General features: G+C 47.0%; 12 protein-coding genes. 6 read left to right on the forward strand and 6 right to left on the reverse strand.

All coding sequences use genetic code 11. The features are described 5' to 3' along the window. Positions 1 to 92: 92 nt before the first annotated feature. Genes AC5RDS_RS06800 through AC5RDS_RS06810 form a run of 3 tightly spaced genes read right to left on the reverse strand, consistent with a single transcriptional unit; the run spans position 93 to position 5,805 of the window. Positions 93 to 3,278: an efflux RND transporter permease subunit gene (locus AC5RDS_RS06800; RefSeq protein ID WP_013612427.1), complete on the reverse strand. Its 3,186-nt coding sequence runs from the start codon at positions 3,276 to 3,278 to the stop codon at positions 93 to 95. 9 nt (positions 3,279 to 3,287) lie between these two features. Next, a complete protein-coding gene (locus AC5RDS_RS06805) occupies positions 3,288 to 4,418 on the reverse strand; it encodes an efflux RND transporter periplasmic adaptor subunit (protein ID WP_013612426.1) in 1,131 nt (376 codons plus the stop codon). A gap of 37 nt (positions 4,419 to 4,455) precedes the next feature. Continuing rightward, positions 4,456 to 5,805: an efflux transporter outer membrane subunit gene (locus tag AC5RDS_RS06810; protein WP_013612425.1), complete on the reverse strand. Its 1,350-nt coding sequence runs from the start codon at positions 5,803 to 5,805 to the stop codon at positions 4,456 to 4,458. Between the two features lie 236 nt (positions 5,806 to 6,041). Here AC5RDS_RS06810 and AC5RDS_RS06815 point away from each other — a divergent pair, with 236 nt between their 5' ends. Genes AC5RDS_RS06815 through AC5RDS_RS06825 form a run of 3 tightly spaced genes read left to right on the forward strand, consistent with a single transcriptional unit; the run spans position 6,042 to position 11,664 of the window. Next, positions 6,042 to 7,199 (forward strand): efflux RND transporter periplasmic adaptor subunit, encoded by a 1,158-nt coding sequence (locus AC5RDS_RS06815; protein ID WP_013612424.1) that lies wholly within the window; start codon positions 6,042 to 6,044, stop codon positions 7,197 to 7,199. Continuing rightward, positions 7,196 to 10,312, forward strand: coding sequence for an efflux RND transporter permease subunit (locus tag AC5RDS_RS06820; RefSeq protein ID WP_013612423.1), 3,117 nt, complete (start codon positions 7,196 to 7,198; stop codon positions 10,310 to 10,312). The genes AC5RDS_RS06815 and AC5RDS_RS06820 overlap by 4 nt, the downstream gene beginning before the upstream one ends. Beyond that, complete coding sequence (locus tag AC5RDS_RS06825; RefSeq protein WP_041557337.1) at positions 10,312 to 11,664, forward strand: efflux transporter outer membrane subunit; 1,353 nt, start codon at positions 10,312 to 10,314, stop codon at positions 11,662 to 11,664. Before AC5RDS_RS06820 ends, AC5RDS_RS06825 begins: the two co-directional genes overlap by 1 nt. A 36-nt stretch (positions 11,665 to 11,700) precedes the next feature. Here AC5RDS_RS06825 and AC5RDS_RS06830 read toward each other — a convergent pair whose 3' ends face one another. The 3 genes from AC5RDS_RS06830 to AC5RDS_RS06840 all read right to left on the reverse strand — a co-directional run bounded on the left by AC5RDS_RS06830 (position 11,701) and on the right by AC5RDS_RS06840 (position 16,081). Beyond that, positions 11,701 to 13,344: an ABC-F family ATP-binding cassette domain-containing protein gene (locus AC5RDS_RS06830; RefSeq protein WP_013612421.1), complete on the reverse strand. Its 1,644-nt coding sequence runs from the start codon at positions 13,342 to 13,344 to the stop codon at positions 11,701 to 11,703. A 149-nt stretch (positions 13,345 to 13,493) separates the two neighbouring features. Next, on the reverse strand, positions 13,494 to 14,903 hold the full coding sequence (locus tag AC5RDS_RS06835; RefSeq protein WP_049782894.1) for a TIR domain-containing protein: 1,410 nt from the start codon (positions 14,901 to 14,903) through the stop codon (positions 13,494 to 13,496). Then, entirely contained in the window at positions 14,903 to 16,081 is a 1,179-nt protein-coding gene (locus AC5RDS_RS06840) for a DUF4934 domain-containing protein (protein WP_013612419.1), read from the reverse strand. Before AC5RDS_RS06840 ends, AC5RDS_RS06835 begins: the two co-directional genes overlap by 1 nt. Positions 16,082 to 16,192: 111 nt before the next feature. Here AC5RDS_RS06840 and AC5RDS_RS06845 point away from each other — a divergent pair, with 111 nt between their 5' ends. The 3 genes from AC5RDS_RS06845 (at position 16,193) to AC5RDS_RS06855 (ending at position 19,910) form a co-directional block, all read left to right on the forward strand. Then, positions 16,193 to 16,804 carry an RNA polymerase sigma factor gene (locus AC5RDS_RS06845; RefSeq protein WP_118107105.1) on the forward strand — a complete coding sequence of 204 codons (612 nt, stop codon included), beginning with the start codon at positions 16,193 to 16,195 and terminating at the stop codon, positions 16,802 to 16,804. Between the two features lie 74 nt (positions 16,805 to 16,878). Continuing rightward, a complete protein-coding gene (locus AC5RDS_RS06850; protein ID WP_118107103.1) occupies positions 16,879 to 17,589 on the forward strand; it encodes a tetratricopeptide repeat protein in 711 nt (236 codons plus the stop codon). A 35-nt stretch (positions 17,590 to 17,624) separates the two neighbouring features. Beyond that, on the forward strand, positions 17,625 to 19,910 hold the full coding sequence (locus tag AC5RDS_RS06855) for a TonB-dependent receptor (RefSeq protein WP_494222271.1): 2,286 nt from the start codon (positions 17,625 to 17,627) through the stop codon (positions 19,908 to 19,910). Positions 19,911 to 20,116 lie beyond the last annotated feature (206 nt).

The following is a 20,116-nucleotide window of genomic DNA, read 5'->3' on the forward strand; positions in this document are numbered from 1 at the left end:
CGCTGGCCAGAAACCGGAGAGGTTTTGCCGGTCCGGAGCCTGAATGACGCCCCTGATCAGGAACGAAGCAGACGCTAATCCCTCTCCCTGTCTCACTCCCGCTTCATCGGGAGTTGTTCCTCGTATACGGCGGGAAGGTTCTCTTCCGTGTCTTTGTCTTTTTTCTTTTTGCGGGTAAACCGTTCGTGCAGGCTCTCCATCATCAGGTAGAAATTGGGAATAAACAAGGTGCCTACGAGGGAGGTCATCAACATACCGGCAAAAACGGCGATACCGAGCGAGATCCGGCTCGAAGCTCCGGCTCCGGTCGAAATCACCAGCGGGAAAGTGCCGAGGATGAAAGCAAAAGAGGTCATCAGGATCGGGCGGAGACGTACGCGTCCGCCTTCGATCGCCGATTCTTCGGTCGACTTGCCTGCAGCCCGGTAATCCCGGGCGAATTCTACGATCAGGATGGCATTTTTCGCCGCCAGGGCAATCAGAAGCACTACTCCGATTTGGGTGTAAACGCTGATCGGAAGATTCATGACCATCACTCCGATCACTACTCCCAGCAGGGCGATAGGCAAACCCATGATCACTGCAAAAGGATCCGTCCAGCTCTCGTATTGGGCTGCCAGGATCAGGAAAGCCACCACGATGGCCAGTATAAAGATGATGGAGGTGGACGAACTCGCATTTTCTTCCTGATATGCCATAGAAGTCCATTCATAACCGAAGGAGCGTCCCACTTTCTCCCGGATCAGTTTGGCCATAATATTCAGCGCCTCTCCCGAGCTATAACCGTCTGCTGCGGCACCCGAGATCAGGGCGGATACGTAAGTGTTGTATTTCGTCAGGCTCTCTGCGCCGATCCGCGTCTCGATAGTAGTAAAGGCCGAAAGGGGAATCATGTCGCCCTTGGAGTTGCGGACATTCAATAGGCGTAGGTCGGTTACCAGAGCCCGGCTGTCGGGGGCACCCTCGACCTTCACCTGGTAAGTGCGGCCGAATTTCACAAAATTGTTGACATAGGTGGAACCGAGGTATGTGCCGATCGTATTGAACACCTCGCTTAGCGGAATCTGCATCAGCTCTACTTTGTTCCGGTCGATATTCAGGTAATACTGGGGTACACTGGCGCTGAACATCGACTGGACGGTAGAGAGACCCGGGGTCTCGTTGCCGGCGAGCATCAGTTCGTCTGTCATGCGTTGCAGTTCTTGCGGGCCGTAGCTGTTGATATCCTCCAGCATGACTTCAAACCCGCTGCTTTCGCCCAATCCCGGGATGGCCGGCGGTAAGACGGCGAAGGTTCTGGCTTCCGGTATCGCTTCATAGGCCATACCGTTGAATTGGTTCACCAGGCTTTGGGCGCTTAACTGCGGAGATTTCCGTTGGTCCCAGTTTTTGAGCATCACGAACAGCGTGGCGGCATTCGAAGCGTTTGCATTACTCATCATTGAAAAGCCGTTGATCGTGATATAGGTTTCGATGCCTTCCATTTGGTTCAGTACGGCCGACGCTTTTTGCAGGGCTGTAGCCGTCTGGCTCGACGAAGCACCGTCGGTCAGTTGCATGAAAGCGATGAAATACCCCTGGTCTTCTTCCGGGATAAAAGTACGCGGCCATTTGATAAATCCCCAGAAAGCCAGCACCGAAAGGATCAAAAAGACGATAAAAGTCATCAGCGATTTACGCATGAAGTGAGTGATCACCCAGGTATAACCATGGTTTGTCTTTTCAAAAAACCGGTTGAAAGCTTTGAAGAGAAAGAATTTGGCCGGCTGTTTGGGTTTCAGAAACAGGGCACAAAGTGCGGGGCTCAGGGTGAGGGCGTTGAACCCGCTGATTACCGTCGAGATGGCGATCGTCAGGGCGAATTGTTTGTACAACTGGCCGGTGATGCCGCCGATAAAGGCCGTGGGAATAAATACGGCCAACAGTACGAGCACAATACCCACAACAGCTCCCGACACTTCCTTCATGGCCTGGATCACCGCCTCTTTTACGGTGGGATACCGGCCGGTTTCGATCAGCCGGTAACTGTTTTCTACGATGATAATGGCGTCGTCTACTACCAGCCCGATAGCCAGTACCAGTCCGAAGAGAGTCAGCGTATTGATGGAAAATCCCAGCATCGCCATGAATGTGAAAGTCCCGACCAGCGAGACGGGAATCGTGATCAGCGGAATCAGCATCGCCCGCCAGTTTTGGAGGAAGATCAGAATAACCAGTAAAACCAGGATAAAGGCGGTGATCAGGGTTTCGTATATTCCTGAAATCGAGGCATTGATAAATTCCGTCGTATCGAGGGTCACGCTGTATTGCACCCCTTCGGGGAAATAGGAGGCCAGTTTGTCCATCTCTTTTTTCACCCGTTGTGCCACGTCCAGGGCGTTGGCTCCCGGAAGCTGATAGACGGCGATAGCTGCGACGGCTCCGCCTTTCAGGGTGGCGGTGGAGCTGTAGCTTTCACGTCCGAGCTCTATAGTGGCCAGGTCACGGATGCGAAGGTATTTGCCGTCAGGAAGGGCCTTGACGATGATATTGCCGAATTCTTCTTCATCGATCAGTAATCCTTTGGTTTCGAGGGTGTATTGGTAGGCTTCTTTGCGGACTAAGGGTTCCGATCCCACGCTGCCCGCTGTAACCTGGATATTCTGGCCCTGAATGGCCGATACGATATCCGCCGGAGTGATGCCCCGGATAGTCAGCTGATCCGGATCCAGCCAGATACGCATACTGTATTTGCCCATGCCGAACAAGCCCACATTACCTACTCCTTTTACCCGGCCCAATTCGTTGGTGATATTCAGGGCCGCATAATTAGAGAGAAAAAGAGCGTCGTATTGCGGACTATCCGAGGTCAGTGACAGAAACATCACGACGTTGGTCGATTCCTTGGTCGTAGTGACCCCGATCTGGGTCACCTCCTGCGGTAAAGTGCTCAGGGCCATGTTCACCCGGTTTTCTACGAGCACGGTGGCCATATCCAGGTCGGTTCCCACTTCGAAAGTGATGGTCAGCTGGTAGCTGCCTGTGCTCGACGAAGTCGACGACATATAAAGCATACCCTCTACGCCGTTCACTTGTTGCTCGATCGGGGTACCTACCATGTCGGCGATTGTACTGGCATTGGCTCCGGGGTAGGAGGCCCGGACAACGACTGTCGGAGGAGTGATCGTCGGATATTGTTCTACCGGCAGACCACGTAAAGATACCAGTCCTGCGATCACGATAAGGATAGACAGGACCGTAGCGAATATAGGGCGGTTAATGAAAAATGTACTGAACATAGGAATAGATTAACGTTTTGTTTTTTCTCTCACTGGTTTCACGGTCATGCCCGGACGCACATTCATCAGGGCTTCCACGACATAACGGTCGTCCGGAGTGACACCGCTGACGATCTCCCGCATGCCGTCGTTACTCAATACCCCGACTTTGACGGTTTGCTGCACCACCCGGTTGTTCTCATCCACCAGATAGACATAGCGGCCTGCCTGTCCCGTGCCGATCGAAGCCTCCGGTATCAGTAAAGCATCTTTTACCACTTTATAGGGAAGCCGGATTTTAACATACATCCCGCTTAATAATTCTTCTTTCGGATTTTCGAGAATGGCCCGTACGGTCACCGTCCCGGTTTGCAGATCGACGTTCGGCGAAGTATAGTCGAGCTCGCCTTTCCAATAACGGCTGGTGTCCGCAGCATTGATGACCGTCAGCGCCAGGGCCGAATCTTTCGATACCAGCGGATTGGTCACCGGAGGAATTTGTTCGAACTCGGCATAAGCCATATTGAAATAAGCATACATATACTTATCTTTATACATCGTAGCCAGGGTGACCGGTTGTACCGCTCCTCCGACAAAGTTCTGAAGGTCCACCAGGTTCCGGGATACCCGTCCGTCGAAAGGAGCTTTGATGTAACAATAATTCAGATTGGTCTGAGCAGTATTCAATTGTGCCCGGGCATTCTGAAGATTCGCTATCGCCGAATGGTAATCCGATTCGGCCTGGATGAAGTCGATCTCACTGATAGCCCGGCTAGGCATCGCTTCTTTCATCTTCTCGTATTGTGCCCTGGCGTAAGCCAGACGTGCCTCTGTACTCTTCATTTCGGCCTGTGCCGCTTTCAACTGATCCTGATAGGGTTGAGGTTCGATGACAAACAACAACTGGCCTGCTTTTACCGGCACTCCCGGGATATAATTCATCTTTTCCAGGAATCCCGATACCCGGGCCACCAGATTCACCGTTTGCACGGCTTCCAGATAAGCCGGATACTGATACGTATACACGACATCGTGTTGGGCAGGTCTGTTCACTAAAATCTCCGGGGCCGCTTGTCCGCTTGCGGCTTCCTGTTTCTCTTTCTTCCTGCAACCTCCCAATATCACTCCCAAACCAATCATCAGAACGATCATCTTTTTCATAACAATGATTTTTTTAATTCGCTTTTAGCCTTTAACTTTATTTTTCCACTCCTCCCCCCAGTGCCTTATACACCTGTATCATATAGAGCAGGGTTGCACTCTGCGAATTCACATACACATTTTCGTAGTTCAATACATTGCGTTGTGAGTCCAGTACATTCTGGTAATTGGTCAGTCCTTTCTTATACAGGTCCATTGCATATTCCAGTGTCAGTTTAATTTCCTGCAGAGCAAGCCGGTCTGCATCCAGTTGTTGGAGTGATTTATTATATGACGATAAGGCATCGTCTACCTCTTGCAAAGCTGTGAGCAGAGTTTGGTTATACGTATTGATCCCTTCGTCCAGTTGGATTTGGGCCTGCCGGTTAGCCTGGGCGATCTGGCGCCCGCTGAAAATCGTCCATTTGATGCTCGGGCTGATTTGCCACGTCATGTTCTCCTTCTTGAAAAATTGTTTGTAATATTCGTTACCATACCCGAAAGCACCCGTTAGGTAGAATTTCGGCCACCAGTCTGCCCGTGTTGCGCCTGCTGCAGCTGCCAGTGCATCCATCGTCCGTTCGGCCGAGCGGACATCCGGGCGCCGCCGGATCAGTTCGGCCGGGATTCCTTGCATAAGGATCGGGTTGCCTTGGGGGAGAGGGTGCACTTGCAGTAAAGCTTGCCGTAAAGAATCCGAATACTCTCCGGTCAGGACAGCCAGTGTATTCACTTCCGAGTAGACCGAGGCTTCCAGTCCGGGAAGGGTTGCCTTCGTTTGTAGCCACAGGCCTTTCGATTGCGCCACCGTTAGGTTGGAAGTCAGTCCGGCCGCCAGTTTGGCTTCATTGATCCGGAGAATCTCCTCCTGGGATTCCAGGTTATTACGGGCAACTTCCAGTTGTTGCTGGTAAGTGCGCAGACGGATATAAGCCATCGCCACTTCTGAGGCGAGCGAGACCATTGTACCCCGGTAATCCTCCTGTGAAGCCAGGTAATATTCTTTTTGGGCTTTGGCTCCTTTCCGGATATTGCCGAACACATCGATTTCCCAATTCATTTCTATACCGGCCTGCCCGATGTGGTAGTAATTATCGGCATGGTCGATGCCCAGACTGCTTTTTTCCGGTGTATATTGGGCCGAAGCGCTGAAACTCGGGAAAAAATGGCCCTGTTGTGACCGCCAGCGCGATTTCGCCAATTGGATATTTTTTACTGCATTCTGCAGATTATAATTATTGGCTACAGATTTGTCGATCAGACGGATAAGTGTCGAATCTCCGAAAAATTGCCACCAACTGTCTTCTGAAGGCATCGTTTGTTGCAGATCGAGTACCGGGTCTTGCTGGGCTTTTGACCGGCCCCCTAAGATCAGGCTTAAAAATAACAGAAATAAGATTCGTCTCATATCGGATCGGTTAAAATATCGTTTAAATTACAAATCCCTATACGAAAACGAAATAGCGAATGTTGTGGAATAATTCAGCTCGTTTGTGGAATAATTCCACAAAAACAAGTTCCCCGGGGAAAAGATTTGAATATATAGTATGCTGACAGCCAATGCATAACTTTTATACTTGAAAAATGGTATATATTTTTCATAAGCGAGGAAATAGCAAGTATAAATAAATTAAACAGATAAATATGAGGGTTAATAATTGGCTGAGTGGTTTTGCCTGTGTGCTCCTGTTGGGAGTGGTGGGTTGTAAAAAAGATAAGATACGTGAAGGAATTCCCGTAGTAGTTGAGAAAGTGGGGGTCGATGATGTAGAGATATTCGGTGATTATGTAGGGCGGATCAGGGCCCGGCAATTTGTGGAAGTACATGCCCGGGTAGAAGGCTATCTGGAAAAGATGCTTTTTGAGGAAGGGAAACGGGTAGAGCGTAATCAGCCCTTGTTTATTATCAATCCCGATTTATATAAAGCGCGGGCCGATAAAGCTGCGGCTCAACTGAAAAAAGACGAAGCCCAGGAGTTGAAAACCGGACGCGATGTAGAGCGTTTGCGTCCTTTATACGAACAGAATGCAGCCAGCCAGTTGGACCTGGATAATGCCATTGCCGCTTACGAAAGTGCTAAAGCGAACGTAGCCATGAGTAAAGCCGATCTGGCACAGGCAGAGATGGAGCTGGGATATACGACGGTACGTTCGCCCATTTCGGGATACATCAGCGAACGGCATGCCGATATCGGTACCTTGGTGGGCCCCGGCTCCAAGTCGCTATTGGCGACCGTCGTGGCCAGCGATACCGTGTTGGTCGATTTTAGCCTCACCGCCCTCGATTATCTCCGCAGCCAGCAGCGTAATGTCAGATTAGGCGAGCAGGACGCTACCCGTTCCTGGCAGCCCTCGATTACGGTCACCCTGGCCGATAATTCTGTTTATCCGGAGAAGGGCCTGGTCGACTTTGCCGAGCCTCAGGTCGATCCCAAGACAGGTACTTTCGGGGTGAGAGCCGAACTGGCCAATCCCGGGCGGAAACTGCTGCCCGGACAGTTTACCAAAGTCAAATTGCTGCTCGATGTGCGCGAAAACGCCGTAGTGGTACCTGCCCGCGCAATTATTATCGAGAAGGGAGGTGCTCATGTTTATGTTATGCGCAGGGATAGTACTGCCGAGAAACGGTTTATCGAAACCGGACCCGAAGTCGGTAATTTTGTGGTGGTAGAGAGGGGATTGGGACCTGATGAAATGGTCGTGACCGAGGGACAACACAAACTTTCTCCCGGTGATCTTTTGGCTCCCCGCACGGTGGCTAAAAAAGAAGAAAATACAGACGAAATAAACGAAGTAAGATGAAAGTTGAATTCTTTATAGACCGCCCTATCTTTTCGGCGGTATTATCCATATTGATTGTCGTGGTAGGATGTATCGGCCTCTATTTGTTGCCGGTGGATCAATACCCGCAGATTACACCTCCTATGGTGAAAATTTCGGCCTCCTATCCCGGAGCTAGTGCACAGACTGTCTCGCAGGCTGTGGCGACCCCCATCGAGCAGGAACTCAACGGGACGCCGGGAATGCTCTACATGGAATCCAGCAGTTCCAATTCCGGCGGTTTGTCGATCAATGTCACCTTCGACATTTCGGCCAATCCCGAATTATCTGCCGTAGAAATCCAGAACCGGGTGAAACTGGCCGAGTCGCGCTTGCCCGCCGAGGTGGTGCAGAACGGTATTTCCGTCGAAAAGCAATCTTCGAATCAGCTCATGACCCTGACCCTGACTTCCGACGATCCCCGTTTCGACGAAATCTACCTCAGTAATTTTGCGACGATCAATGTTCTGGATATCCTGAGGCGTATCCCCGGGGTAGGACGGGTTTCCAATATCGGAAGCCGTTATTATGGTATGTGTATCTGGGTGATGCCCGACCGGATGGCTAATTTCGGACTGACGGTAAAAGATTTGCAGGATGCCCTCAAAGACCAGAACCGTGAGTCGGCGGCCGGCGAATTGGGCAAGCAGCCTATTTCCGGGCAGGATATAACCATTCCGATCACTACCCAGGGGCGTTTGTCTACAGTCAATGAATTCGAAGAGATTGTGGTCAGAGCGAATCCAGACGGTTCTATCGTACGTTTGAGGGACGTTGCCCGGGTCTCTCTCGAGGCTTCTTCCTATTCCACCGAGAGTGGTATGAACGGTAAAAATGCCGCAGTACTCGGGATTTATACCCTTCCCGGTGCGAATGCCGTCGAAGTGGCCGGGCAGGTGCGCGAAACGATGAAAGAGATCAGTAAGAATTTTCCCGAAGGGCTCGATTACGAAATCCCTTTCGATATCACCAGCTACATTTCCGAGTCTATCCACGAAGTGTATAAAACCTTGTTCGAAGCGCTGTTGCTGGTGGTGTTGGTGGTATTTCTTTCGCTCCAGAACTGGCGCGCTTCTCTGGTGCCCCTGATTGCTGTGCCGATATCGTTGATCGGAACTTTCGGGGTGATGTTGGTTTTGGGCTTTTCGCTCAATTTACTTACTCTGTTGGGATTGATTTTGTCGATAGGTATCGTGGTCGACGATGCCATTGTAGTTGTCGAAGCGGTCGGGAGTTATATGGAAAAAGAAGGTTTGAGCCCCTACGAGGCTACGAAGAAAGCTATGCGGGGATTGACCGGGGCGTTGATCGCCACCTCTCTCGTGCTGGCTGCGGTATTTATTCCGGTTAGTTTTCTGGGGGGGATTACCGGTTTGCTTTACCGGCAGTTTGCCATTACCATTGTCGTTTCGGTGTTGATATCGACTGTGGTCGCTTTGACGCTGAGCCCGGCGATGTGTGCGCTCTTGCTGCGTCCTTCCGCACCCTCTAAAAACCGTATTTTCGGAATGATCAACCGTTGGCTGGCTACCGGAAACCGGAAATATGTAGGGATAATCGGTAAAGCGATCACCAATCCCCGCCGTATCCTGGCCGGTTTCGGGATGGTACTTGTTTTCATCTTTGTATTGAACCGGGTGGTTCCGGGTAGTTTTATGCCTGAAGAAGATCAGGGCTATTTCAAGGTTGAACTGGAATTACCCGAAGGGGCTACACTCGAGCGTACACGCCTGGTGACGGATCGGGCGGTAGAATTTCTGAAAGCTCATCCTGCAGTCGGTTATGTACAGAATGTGACCGGTTCCAGTCCCCGGGTAGGAACCAACCAGGCCCGCTCCGAACTGACGGTGATTCTGAAATCGTGGGAAAAGCGTAAAGGAAACGGTATGGAGATCGATCAGGTGATGGAAGATACCCGCAAAGAGTTGAAGCAATATCCCGAGGCCCGGGTTTATTTGTCGAAACCGCCTGTTATTCCAGGCTTAGGTACTGCCGGTGGATTCGAGATGCAGGTCGAAGCCCGGAATGGAGCTACTTTCGAAAATCTGGTCGAAGCGGTCGATACCCTGATGAAGTATGCTGCCGAGAGTAAAGCTTTCACCGGTCTGTCGTCTTCGTTACAGGCCGAAATTCCTCAGCTGTATTTTGATGTCGACCGGGACAAAGCCAAATTCCTGGGTATCCCGATGTCCGATATTTTTTCGACGATGAAAGCCTACACCGGATCGGTTTATGTGAACGATTTCAATATGTTTAACCGGGTTTATAAGGTATATATTCAGGCCGAAGCTCCTTACCGGGCACATAAAGACAATATCAATATGTTCTTTGTAAAGACGGCGGGAGGGGATATGGTGCCTCTGACTGCTTTGGGTGATGCCGAATATACGACAGGTCCGGGAAATATCCGGCGCTTCAATATGTTCACGACGGCAGTTGTCCGGGGGGTGGCAGCTCCGGGATATAGTTCGGGTGAGGTGATGCGTAAGATGGAAAACATTGCCAGGACTCATTTACCCGAGAATATCGGTGTCGAATGGAGCGGTTTGTCTTATCAGGAGAAAAAAGCCGAGGGACAGCTGGGGCTGGTATTGACTCTGGTATTCCTGTTCGTCTTCCTCTTTCTGGCTGCTTTATACGAAAGTTGGCTGGTGCCGGTGGCTGTCTTGCTGTCGTTGCCCGTTGCTGCTTTGGGGGCTTATCTGGGCATTCTGGGATTTGGGCTCGAGAACGATATCTATTTCCAGATCGGTTTGGTGACTTTGATCGGTCTGGCTGCTAAAAATGCGATTTTGATTGTGGAGTTTGCCAAGATGGAAGTCGACAAAGGGGTCGATGTGGTTGTCGCTGCCAAAAATGCGGCCATGTTGCGTTTCCGTCCGATCCTGATGACTTCGCTGGCCTTTGTGTTGGGTATGTTGCCTCTGGTCATGGCATCCGGACCGGGATCGGCCAGCCGCCATTCGATCGGGACCGGTGTGTTCTTCGGTATGATTGCAGCCATTACCATCGGAATAGTATTGGTACCTTTCTTCTTTGTAATGGTCTATAAATTCAAAGAAAAGATTAGAGTAAAAACGAAAAGCGTAAAATGATGAAGAAAATTTATACCCTCGCTATTGTATTGCTGGTATTGGGAGTGAGTTCATGTAAACTGGGAAAGCATTACTCCCGGCCCGAACTCCGCTTGCCGGAACAGATCGAAGGAACGGTGCCCGATTCGGTTTCGGCCGGTGATATCCGATGGACCGATTTATATACCGATCCGGTACTCCGGCAGTTGATCCGGAAAACATTGGAAGGAAACAAAGACCTGATGATCGCTGCGGCCAAAGTGAAAGAATCGATGGAACTCCGTCGTATCGCTAAAGCCGACCTTTTCCCCAAGGCAGAGGCTACCGTGTCTGCCGAGCGGGAATACGATGAAACGCCTGGGAATACTTTTGAAGGAAAAGTGTTGGCATCCTGGGAAGTCGATTTGTGGGGAAAACTACGTTGGGCCGGTCAGGCCGCTCTGGCCGAATATTTGCAGAGCGTCGAAGGCAGGCAGGCTTTGCAGTCGGCTCTGGTTGCCCAAGTGGCGCAGGCTTATTTCGAGTTGATCGCTTTAGATCAGGAACTGGCCATCGTACGGCAGACACTGGCGGCCCGGCAGGAAGGAGTACGTCTGGCAAAGCTCAGGTTCGAGGGAGGATTGACTTCCGAAAATCCCTTGCGTCAGGCACAGGTCGAATTGGCCAGAACCCAAACCCTGGTACCGGGATTAGAGAGGGAGATTCGCCTCAAAGAGAATCAGATTACTTTACTGGCCGGAGAATATCCCGGAGAAGTGGCGAGAGGGAAAAGTATCGGTCAGCAGCAGTTGATGACCGCTCTGCCGGTGGGATTATCTTCCCGAATCCTGGAAAGACGGCCCGACATCCGCCAGGCCGAATATCGGTTGAAAGCGGCTCATGCCAAAGTCGGTGTGGCTTATACCAGCATGTTCCCGAAATTTACTTTAACCGGACATTATGACCTCGAGAGCAGCGATCTGACCGATTTTCTGAAAGCACCTTACTTTTTTGTCGGTGGTGAATTATTGGCACCGGTGTTTAATCTGGGAAAAAACAGAGCGCGTTTAAAAGCTTCCAGAGCTGTGCAGGAACAGGAAACCTACAATTATCAGAAAGTGGTGCTCCAGGCTTTCACCGAAGTGAGCAATGCCTTGGTCAACTCCCGTAAAAGTCGTGAAATCCGTGAATCCCGCGAACATCTCGAACAGTCGGCCCGTTCTAATCTCGATCTGGCTACTTTGCAATACATCAACGGAGTGATCAGTTATCTCGATGTATTGGATGCCCAGCGTGGATATTTCGATGCCCAGATCGGGCTCAATACGGCTATCCGCGACGAATTACTGGCTACGGTACAATTGTATCAGGTATTGGGAGGCGGTTGTTCATAGGGATGTCAAAAAATGTACATCGGGAGTGTACCCTGATCAGGATTTCCGGGATTCGATCTCCCGGAGATTCTCCATTTTTTTCTTTCGCAGGAATCCGTTGATATCTTCCAGGTGTTCGGTGACTTTACCGTTTCCGAATTCGTAGACCTTTTGGGCCAGTCCGTTGAGGAAATCCCGGTCATGGGATACGACGATCAGTGTGCCGTCGAAATCGATCAAAGCATTTTTCAGTATATCTTTCGTTTTCAGGTCCAGGTGGTTGGTCGGTTCGTCGAGGATCAACAGGTTGACCGGTTGAAGAAGCAGTTTGATCATAGCCAGACGGGTGCGCTCTCCGCCCGAAAGTACCTTCACTTTTTTGTCGATATCGTCTCCGCTGAACATAAAAGCGCCCAGCAGGTTTTTGGTATTACTTTTCAGCTCCGAAGGGGTAACGTCATCCACCGTCTGGAAAACAGTCAGTTCTTCGTCCAGAAGAGAGGCCTGGTTTTGGGCGAAATAACCGATTTGTACATTGTGGCCGAGTGTGAGTTTACCGGTATAATCCGTAATCTCCCCCATAATACATTTTACGAGCGTAGATTTTCCTTCCCCGTTGCGTCCTACGAAAGCCACCTTTTCTTCTCTTTGAATGGTGAACCCCGCCTCTTTGAACACCAGATGATCCCCGTAATATTTCGACAATTCCTGGGCGATTACCGGATAGCTGCCCGAACGGGGAGAAGGAGGAAATTTCAGGCGCAGGGCAGAGGTATCTTCTTCGTCCACTTCGATCAGCTCTAGCTTTTCGAGCATCTTTACCCGCGATTGCACTTGCAGGGTTTTAGAGTAAGTGCCTTTAAACCGCTCGATAAAATCTTTGGTTTCGGCGATCATTTTTTGTTGTTCGTCATAGGCTTTTTGTTGTTGGGCCCGGCGGTCTTTACGTAGCTCCAGGTACTTGGAGTAATTCACCTTATAATCGTAGATCCGTCCCATCGTGACTTCGATGGTCCGGGTGGTGATGTTATCGACGAATGTACGGTCGTGAGAAATAACGACGACAGCTTTTCCGTTGCTGATCAGAAATTCTTCCAGCCATTGGATCGAGTCGATATCCAGATGATTGGTGGGTTCGTCTAAAAGCAGGACATCCGGATTTTTGAGTAACATTTTGGCCAGTTCGATCCGCATCCGCCAGCCTCCGCTGAAATCGCTGGTCTGACGTTGCAGGTCTTCCCGTTTGAACCCCAGTCCTAGCAGTGTTTTTTCGACATCTGCTTCGAAATGGGTGAGATCGATACTATAATATTTCTCGCTCAGAGCAGAAACCTCTTCGATCAATTTATAATATTCGGGTGAGTCGTAATCGGTACGCTCGGTCAGCTGACGGTTCAGGTCGTCGATCCTTTTCTCCATTGCGAAAAGAGGGGCAAAAGCCTGCGAAGCTTCTTCGTATACGGAGCGTCCGTCTTCGGTCATCAGATGCTGCGGGAGATAGGCGATCACGGTATCTTTCGGCGCCGATACATTGCCCCGGCTCGGTTTGCGCTGGCCTGCCAGGATTTTCAGAAGGGTGGATTTCCCTGCACCGTTTTTTCCCATCAGGGCTATCCGGTCTTTCTCATTGATCTGAAAGGAAATATCTTTAAAGAGGGCTCTGTCACCGAATTCTACCGTAAGTCCGTCTACTGAAATCATTTTTTATCTGTCGAAAATTTTTAAATCCATCTTTCCCCCTTCTTTTTCCTGCCCCTCTGTTCTTTTTATCCTGCCGCAAAGATAGAAAGAAGTCGAATAAAAATGCCGGAATAAGGATAAATAAAGTAAATATAGTTATCTTCCCCGGATTATCCGATAAATTTACCTTCCTTCCAGATGCCCGAATTCCGGGTACCGTCGGCCCAGGTATAGGTCCCCTGTCCGTGTCGTCTGTCATTCATCCATTGGCCTGTATATTTATCTCCGTTATTCCAGGTGAACGTCCCTTGTCCTTGTTTCATATCGTTTACCCATTGCCCTTCATATTTATTTCCGTCGGCATGATAATAAATACCCTGACCGTGCATACGATCATTCATCCATTGTCCTACGTATTTATCCCCATTGACCCACGTGAACGTCCCTTGTCCCTGTTTCTTATCGTCAAACCATTGTCCTTCATACCGACAACCATTGGCATAATAATAAATCCCCTCTCCTTGTTGTTTGTCATTCACCCATTGTCCCTTATATTTGCTACCATCGGGATGATAAAGTGTTCCCTGACCGTGCATACAATCATTTTTCCATTGCCCTTCATACCTGCTTCCACTTTTCCACTGGTAAGTTCCCTGTCCTTGTTTTTTGCCGTTCTCCCATTGTCCGTCGTATTTACTGCCATCGGCAAAATAATAAATGCCTGGTCCTTGTTTGTGATCATTCTCCCATTGTCCGTCGTATTTATCCCCGTTGGCATAATAAAAAACGCCTTGACCATGCATATAGTCACCATTCCATTGCCCTTCGTACCTGCTTCCGTCTTGCCAGTCGTAAGTTCCCCAGCCTTGTTTCTTATCGTTTACCCAATCTCCTTTATATTTGCTTCCGTTGGCATAATAAAAAATACCCCGTCCGTGCATATTCCCGTTTTTCCATTGTCCTTCATATCTACCCCCGTCGGTCCAGCAATAAGTCCCCTGTCCGTTGAATTTTCCATCTGCCATTTCTCCGGTATAGCTCCCATTGTCGAACTTATGGGTTTCCATCTTTGAAGTATTGGAAGCCGTAGAGGAGGAGGTAAAAGTATTCGAAATAGGAGTGCTTCCCGAAGTGCCGGATGTTGTCGAAGACGGAGTTAACCCACGTCCGAGGCATTGGGCGATCGAGGCGACAAGCTCTTGAATATGATGGCTTTCGAATGGACAAGCATCTATCCGGTCCAATTTCAATAAGTGATAGGTCATATCGCTGGGTCCCAGCTTCTTGGAGATCTTAAACGGGACGATATTTTTCTCGAATTCCAGTGCCAGGCTAATCTCGTTCGCCGTATTCTCGGAATTATTCGAATGCTCCGACCATATAAAAAGTAAAATCTTACTATTATACACAGCCTGTGAGATCGCTTTGGCATAAGAAGTCCCTCTTTTTATCTCCTCTTTATCTATCCAATAAGATATATTCGCTTGCGTCAATGCAGCTCTGATCTTTTTCACCAATTCTTCGTCTTTTCTCGAATAACTGATAAATACATCATGTTCCATATCGGTTTGATTTTTCATTATTTTAAACTACAAAGAAATAAAAACATATCCATTTCCGGGTCGGCATTTTCCAATATTTCCGGATTTTGTATCAACTGCCTGTCTTTTGCTGTCAAACGTTCCAGCTCGTAACCCGATAAAAAGATCATCAACTTACCGTCTTGTGTGAAGCCTTTGAGTTTTTTGGCATACCATTCCGGACGATTGCTTACCTTGGGGGCGGGTTGATTGTCGGCGATCAGTTTATTTTCTTCTGCACGTTGGCGGATCCAGTTCCATTTACCGTTATGCCGTTCCTTGATGCCCAATAGGTAATAACACTCCGAATCCTCCATCCCGGTTTGCTGATTGAGTTCCGTGACGATATAATCGTCGTTCATCATAAAACCGGCGATACTTATAAATCCTTTCTGACTTAAATCTGTAAATGCCTGCATGGCATTTTCCGTTTCCCAATAACTTTCCGGGACGTTATATTTCCCAAAATCGAATTTCAGGAAAGGAACGGCACTGCCGGGGATAATCCGGTAAATCACCGGTTCGAGGGCGGTGAAAAGATAAGCTTCGTTTCGATGCTGGGTGAGCAAAGGACCGATACTGGCTTCCAGTGTCCTGGTTTCCATCGGAAGGTATTTCCCCATCACTTGCAAAGCCGAATCGGTCTGTGTCAGTCGTTCAGGATATTTTCCATTGTTATACCCCTCGTAAAACCAGAATTGCGGACCTAGTTTGATAAAACTCTGTGTTCTGTCCGGGACCTCTCTTTGGTCTATGAACCGACCGTTTTTATGATAGCGGTAGAGTTGCACATCTTGTCCCGACAAAATATAGAGCTCGTCTGTTTCGGGATCACTGTAAAAGTCGCTCAATCCCAGGTATTCGCCCGGTGCTCTTCCGATTTTTCCGATAGAATCTAAAAATTCTCCCTTCCTGTCGAACCGGTAAACAAGATTACTCCCGTTCAGCATGTCACCGACATAAAAACTATTACTGTCCGAACGAATCGCATTATATGCCCCCACCGTGATCGATTCCCGGTGGTCCAGTTTGATCACTTCTATCGATTCGATAAAAGTCCTCAGCGAAGAAGCATTGGGCCCGCTATATTCTACCATTTCAGGTAATTCGGGTCGGGAAGTCCCGGCATGACAACCGGTCAGAAGTGCACAAAGCAAAAAGAAAAGGATATTCTGCATAACAAGGATACAATTATAATTTGTTTGCCAAGTTATGATTATTTTGTCAAAAATTTAGATAAATGTGGTATATTTGTTCGCACTAAATCGTTTCGTTGACCATTGTAAAATATGACAAACCGGCAAATTTCACCTCATACAGCCTCTTTTGAAAAGATCTTCCGGGAATATTATCCGGTATTGCTGCCTTTTGTGGAACGGCATGTCGGAGAACGGGAACTGGCTAAAGATTTGGTGCAGGATGTCTTTTTGAAATTATATAAGAGTTATCCTTATTTTTCCTCAGAGGTAAATATTAAATCCTGGTTATATACCTCTTCACGAAATGCTGCATTGGATTATCTGCGGCATTTGAAAGTTCGGGATAACAATAAGCTACTGATGGCAGAAGCGATGATGTATGCTGCCGATGTGGATGAGGTGATCAGTGAAGAACTGACCCGCAAGATCCATGAAGCTATCGATTCTTTACCTTTGCAGTGCTGCCAGATCGTACGTATGCATATCATCGATGGAAAGAAATATACCGAAATCTCCGCTGAATTGGGAATATCTATAAATACCATAAAAACACAGATTTTCCGTGGATATAAAAAATTGCGTGAACTACTTGCCGATGATTTGAATGCCTTGGTGTTATTTTATTTCCATATCGTCAGAAAAGAAAATCCTGATTTTTGTTGCAAATCAGAAGAAATATCAAATTTTTGTCACTCAAAATAAAAATAAGCTCGTCTTATCTGTAATTGAAACAAACTGTCGGATGAAAATCCGATGTTTATTATAAACAATAAGTCATGAAAGTTATTTTTATTTTATTTCTGTGTTTCCTTGTAAATCTGGTTTCGGCTCAAGATTTCCAGTATCGTATCGACTCAAATGTAAATACAGTAAAAATCGACTCCATAGGAAAGATTATACGGGAATTGAGAAATTACAATACTAAGGGTAATAATCGTTATTTATCCTATTGGGAAGCTTATGCTTATTATAAATGTGCTATACTTTCCAGGGTATTGAAAAAAGAGGAAGACGCTGAAAAATTTACGGAAAAGGCGATTGAGATACTGGAATCTACAAAAGGGAAGACAACTGAAGATTATGCCCTGCTAGGTATGTTAAAAAATTATCAAATAAATTTTTCAGGATGGTTGGCGACTATTAAATTGAGTAATCAAGCTAAAACGATGGCGCAGAAGGCTATTGAATTGGATGGTGATAATTTACGGGCCTATCTGGTTTTGGGTATAAATAATTATTATACACCGGAGCTTTATGGTGGAAAAAGTAAATGTGAAGCATATTTCAAAAAAGCAATAGCTCTTCCTGACCGTACTTCAGAAAATGAATTCGACCCTACCTGGGGAAAAGGAGATGCTTTTTATTTCTTGTTATCCTATTACAAGAACCGGAAGGATGATGGGGATCAGGAACTTTTTGAAAAATTGAAACAGGATGCCCGGAATAAATTTCCGGATGATAAAAGATTCAAGCGTATCGGTTATTAATTATAAGAATATTATCCTGTATAATGGAGCCGTTCATGACAGTTATAGAATTTGCCGGTATATCCGATTTTATAGGGTGTGATCAAAAATATGAAAATAGCTATTCTGAGGTGCTCAGGTTTATAAGAGAAAGGATGACATTCCGGGTTTACACTTCTGTTAGGGATAAATTTTATTTGATATTGGTGTTCGTATTCATTATCCCTGTTGGTTTGTCTGCGCAAAATGCTTATATACAGGGAGTTGTTCAAGATATTGACGGAACACCTTTGGCCGGGGCTGTTGTGATGCTTATGCGTGACGGTACACGGGTTGCGGCAACTACTTGTAAGATAAACGGTACTTTTAAAATCTCAGCTCACATTCTGCAAACCGATGTTTTACAGGTGTCGTTTGTCGGATTCCGTAATCGGCAAATTCCCGTTTCTGCATTTACCGATTGGAATAATATTCGAATTATCTTGCGGGAAACAGTCATACAACTTGACGATGTTACGGTTATGAGTCCCAGTATATCCGAAGACTTTGCTGTAGAACGTTTGGAGAGTATCGATATTTATCTTTCTCCTGCTTCAGGGGCCGATCCTTTGAAAGCAGTATCTGTGATGGCGGCGTCTACCAACGTATCGGAAAGTGCGAATACAGAATTACGGGGATCTTCGGGCAACCATTCCGTTGTGGTGCTGAATGGGGTGCCTGTCTGGAAGCCGGTACGCAATACCCAATTGAACGGTATCGGGAATTTTTCTGTTTTCAATACTGAACTTATCGGCCAGATGAAAGTTTATGCAGGTAATCCTCCGTTGACAATAGGGAATTCGATTGCAGGTGCGATAGAGATTGAAACGCCTGAACACATCACTCGTAATGATTTGAAATTGTCTTTATCGCTTGCGAATGCCGGTATCCTGATCAGTAAAAAGATATCGGATAAAAATTTCCTGCAATTATATGCTAATCACCAATTTTCAGCTCCATACCTCTGGCTGAATCATACTAATACAGATTTTTTGAAGCGTTTCAATACGACGGATGGAGGGGTGAACCTCCATTTACAGTTAACCCCTCGGTTGAAATTCAATCTTTATGAATATGCTATCGACGAGTACTACCGGGCAGATACAGAGCAATATAATTATAAGGACGAAAGTAAGGCAACAAGCCGGCGTTGGTTTCAGGTTGCAGGCCTTACTTTTGCGGCCTTGCAAAGTGGTGTAGTGGTTGAATTGAATAATGGCATAGATCTCTGTAAAAGCGGTTATCGATTTGGTGTCATGGACGGTTCGACACGGGAGAACCGCTTGTATACCTCGTTGGCCGCAAAGTATTTTGTTAGAAATCTGGGGTTTCAGGCTGGACTCACACATCAATATACACGGGTTAATTTTTATGGTACTTTTCCCAAATATTTTTATGATTATTCGGATGAAGCAGAGGATGTAACGGCCGATGATAAACTCTATAACCGTGTCTGGGAAGGTTATTTTTATTGTAAGTATACACCTGTACGTCATTTACTTTTCAGCGGTGCGGTCAGAAAAAATATTCCTGAAGCCAGTCAACCAAATTATACATCCTGGCAAGTTTCGGGGCGATGGAATATGAATGAAAAATTTTCATTGTTATTGTCAGCCGGAAAATATCATACTTATAATGTTCCGGCATACAACAGCCAAAATTTTGCTTTACATTCTTCCCGTCAATATTCTGTTGACCTGACAAGTCATATTTATGACTTTGATCTAAAACTCTCTTCTTATCTAAAAAATGAAAATACCCGGGACTATTTTGCTGAGAATGGGAAAGAGGCTGTTGTGGAGCGAAGACTGAAAGGTTTGGAATTTTCTGTTGCCCGTACGATAGGGCGATTTTCATTTGCAGGTTCCTATACTTTTATCGATTCCCGTGTCCGGTTGGGGAAAAAGAGTTATCGTTCTGCCAACGATATGGATTATATCATCCGGACCTCCATTGTCTGGCGTACAGCAAATCAATGGAATATAGGGATAAATTTTTCTGCACGCCCGGGTTTATATTACACCCCTGTTGAGTATGCTTTAAATATTAGTGATAATGTATGGTTTCCTCTTTATGGAGACTATAATTCGGAACAAGTAACGGCTTATCATTCATTGGATTTGACCGTCAATAAGATATTTCCGTTAAACAAAGGTCACTTACTTGCATTTTTCACAATTACAAATATGTTGGATAAATCAAATAGAAATTATCCTGTGTATAGTACTGACTATAAATCTGTCCTTGGGTGGGAAGAATATCAGAGGAGATTGGTGTATGTAGGGTTACAGTTTAATTTTTAAATGATTTTTTATAAAAATGTCAAATTCTTGTCATACAAAGTATAGGTGAGTCCGTTTTAGAGGTGATAATTGAAATAGACTGTTATTATAATTTGATACGACAATTTAAAGGGTCGATTCTTTTTGCGGGTTTTCGCAAAAAGAATAATGAACAATTCTTGGAAGCTTCGCTTCCATTAAAAAATAAAAGAGGGGAAAAAAATGAG

Source organism: Odoribacter sp. (genome assembly GCF_985060555.1).

Bases quoted from the DNA above. Each gene is read 5' to 3' on its own strand.
- AC5RDS_RS06840 (WP_013612419.1), bottom strand. From the start codon at position 16,081: ATGCAGAATATCCTTTTCTTTTTGCTTTGTGCACTTCTGACCGGTTGT.
- AC5RDS_RS06830 (WP_013612421.1), bottom strand. From the start codon at position 13,344: ATGATTTCAGTAGACGGACTTACGGTAGAATTCGGTGACAGAGCCCTC.
- AC5RDS_RS06815 (WP_013612424.1), top strand. From the start codon at position 6,042: ATGAGGGTTAATAATTGGCTGAGTGGTTTTGCCTGTGTGCTCCTGTTG.
- AC5RDS_RS06805 (WP_013612426.1), bottom strand. From the start codon at position 4,418: ATGAAAAAGATGATCGTTCTGATGATTGGTTTGGGAGTGATATTGGGA.
- AC5RDS_RS06810 (WP_013612425.1), bottom strand. From the start codon at position 5,805: ATGAGACGAATCTTATTTCTGTTATTTTTAAGCCTGATCTTAGGGGGC.
- AC5RDS_RS06825 (WP_041557337.1), top strand. From the start codon at position 10,312: ATGAAGAAAATTTATACCCTCGCTATTGTATTGCTGGTATTGGGAGTG.
- AC5RDS_RS06800 (WP_013612427.1), bottom strand. From the start codon at position 3,278: ATGTTCAGTACATTTTTCATTAACCGCCCTATATTCGCTACGGTCCTG.
- AC5RDS_RS06855 (WP_494222271.1), top strand. From the start codon at position 17,625: ATGACAGTTATAGAATTTGCCGGTATATCCGATTTTATAGGGTGTGAT.
- AC5RDS_RS06820 (WP_013612423.1), top strand. From the start codon at position 7,196: ATGAAAGTTGAATTCTTTATAGACCGCCCTATCTTTTCGGCGGTATTA.
- AC5RDS_RS06850 (WP_118107103.1), top strand. From the start codon at position 16,879: ATGAAAGTTATTTTTATTTTATTTCTGTGTTTCCTTGTAAATCTGGTT.
- AC5RDS_RS06835 (WP_049782894.1), bottom strand. From the start codon at position 14,903: ATGAAAAATCAAACCGATATGGAACATGATGTATTTATCAGTTATTCG.
- AC5RDS_RS06845 (WP_118107105.1), top strand. From the start codon at position 16,193: ATGACAAACCGGCAAATTTCACCTCATACAGCCTCTTTTGAAAAGATC.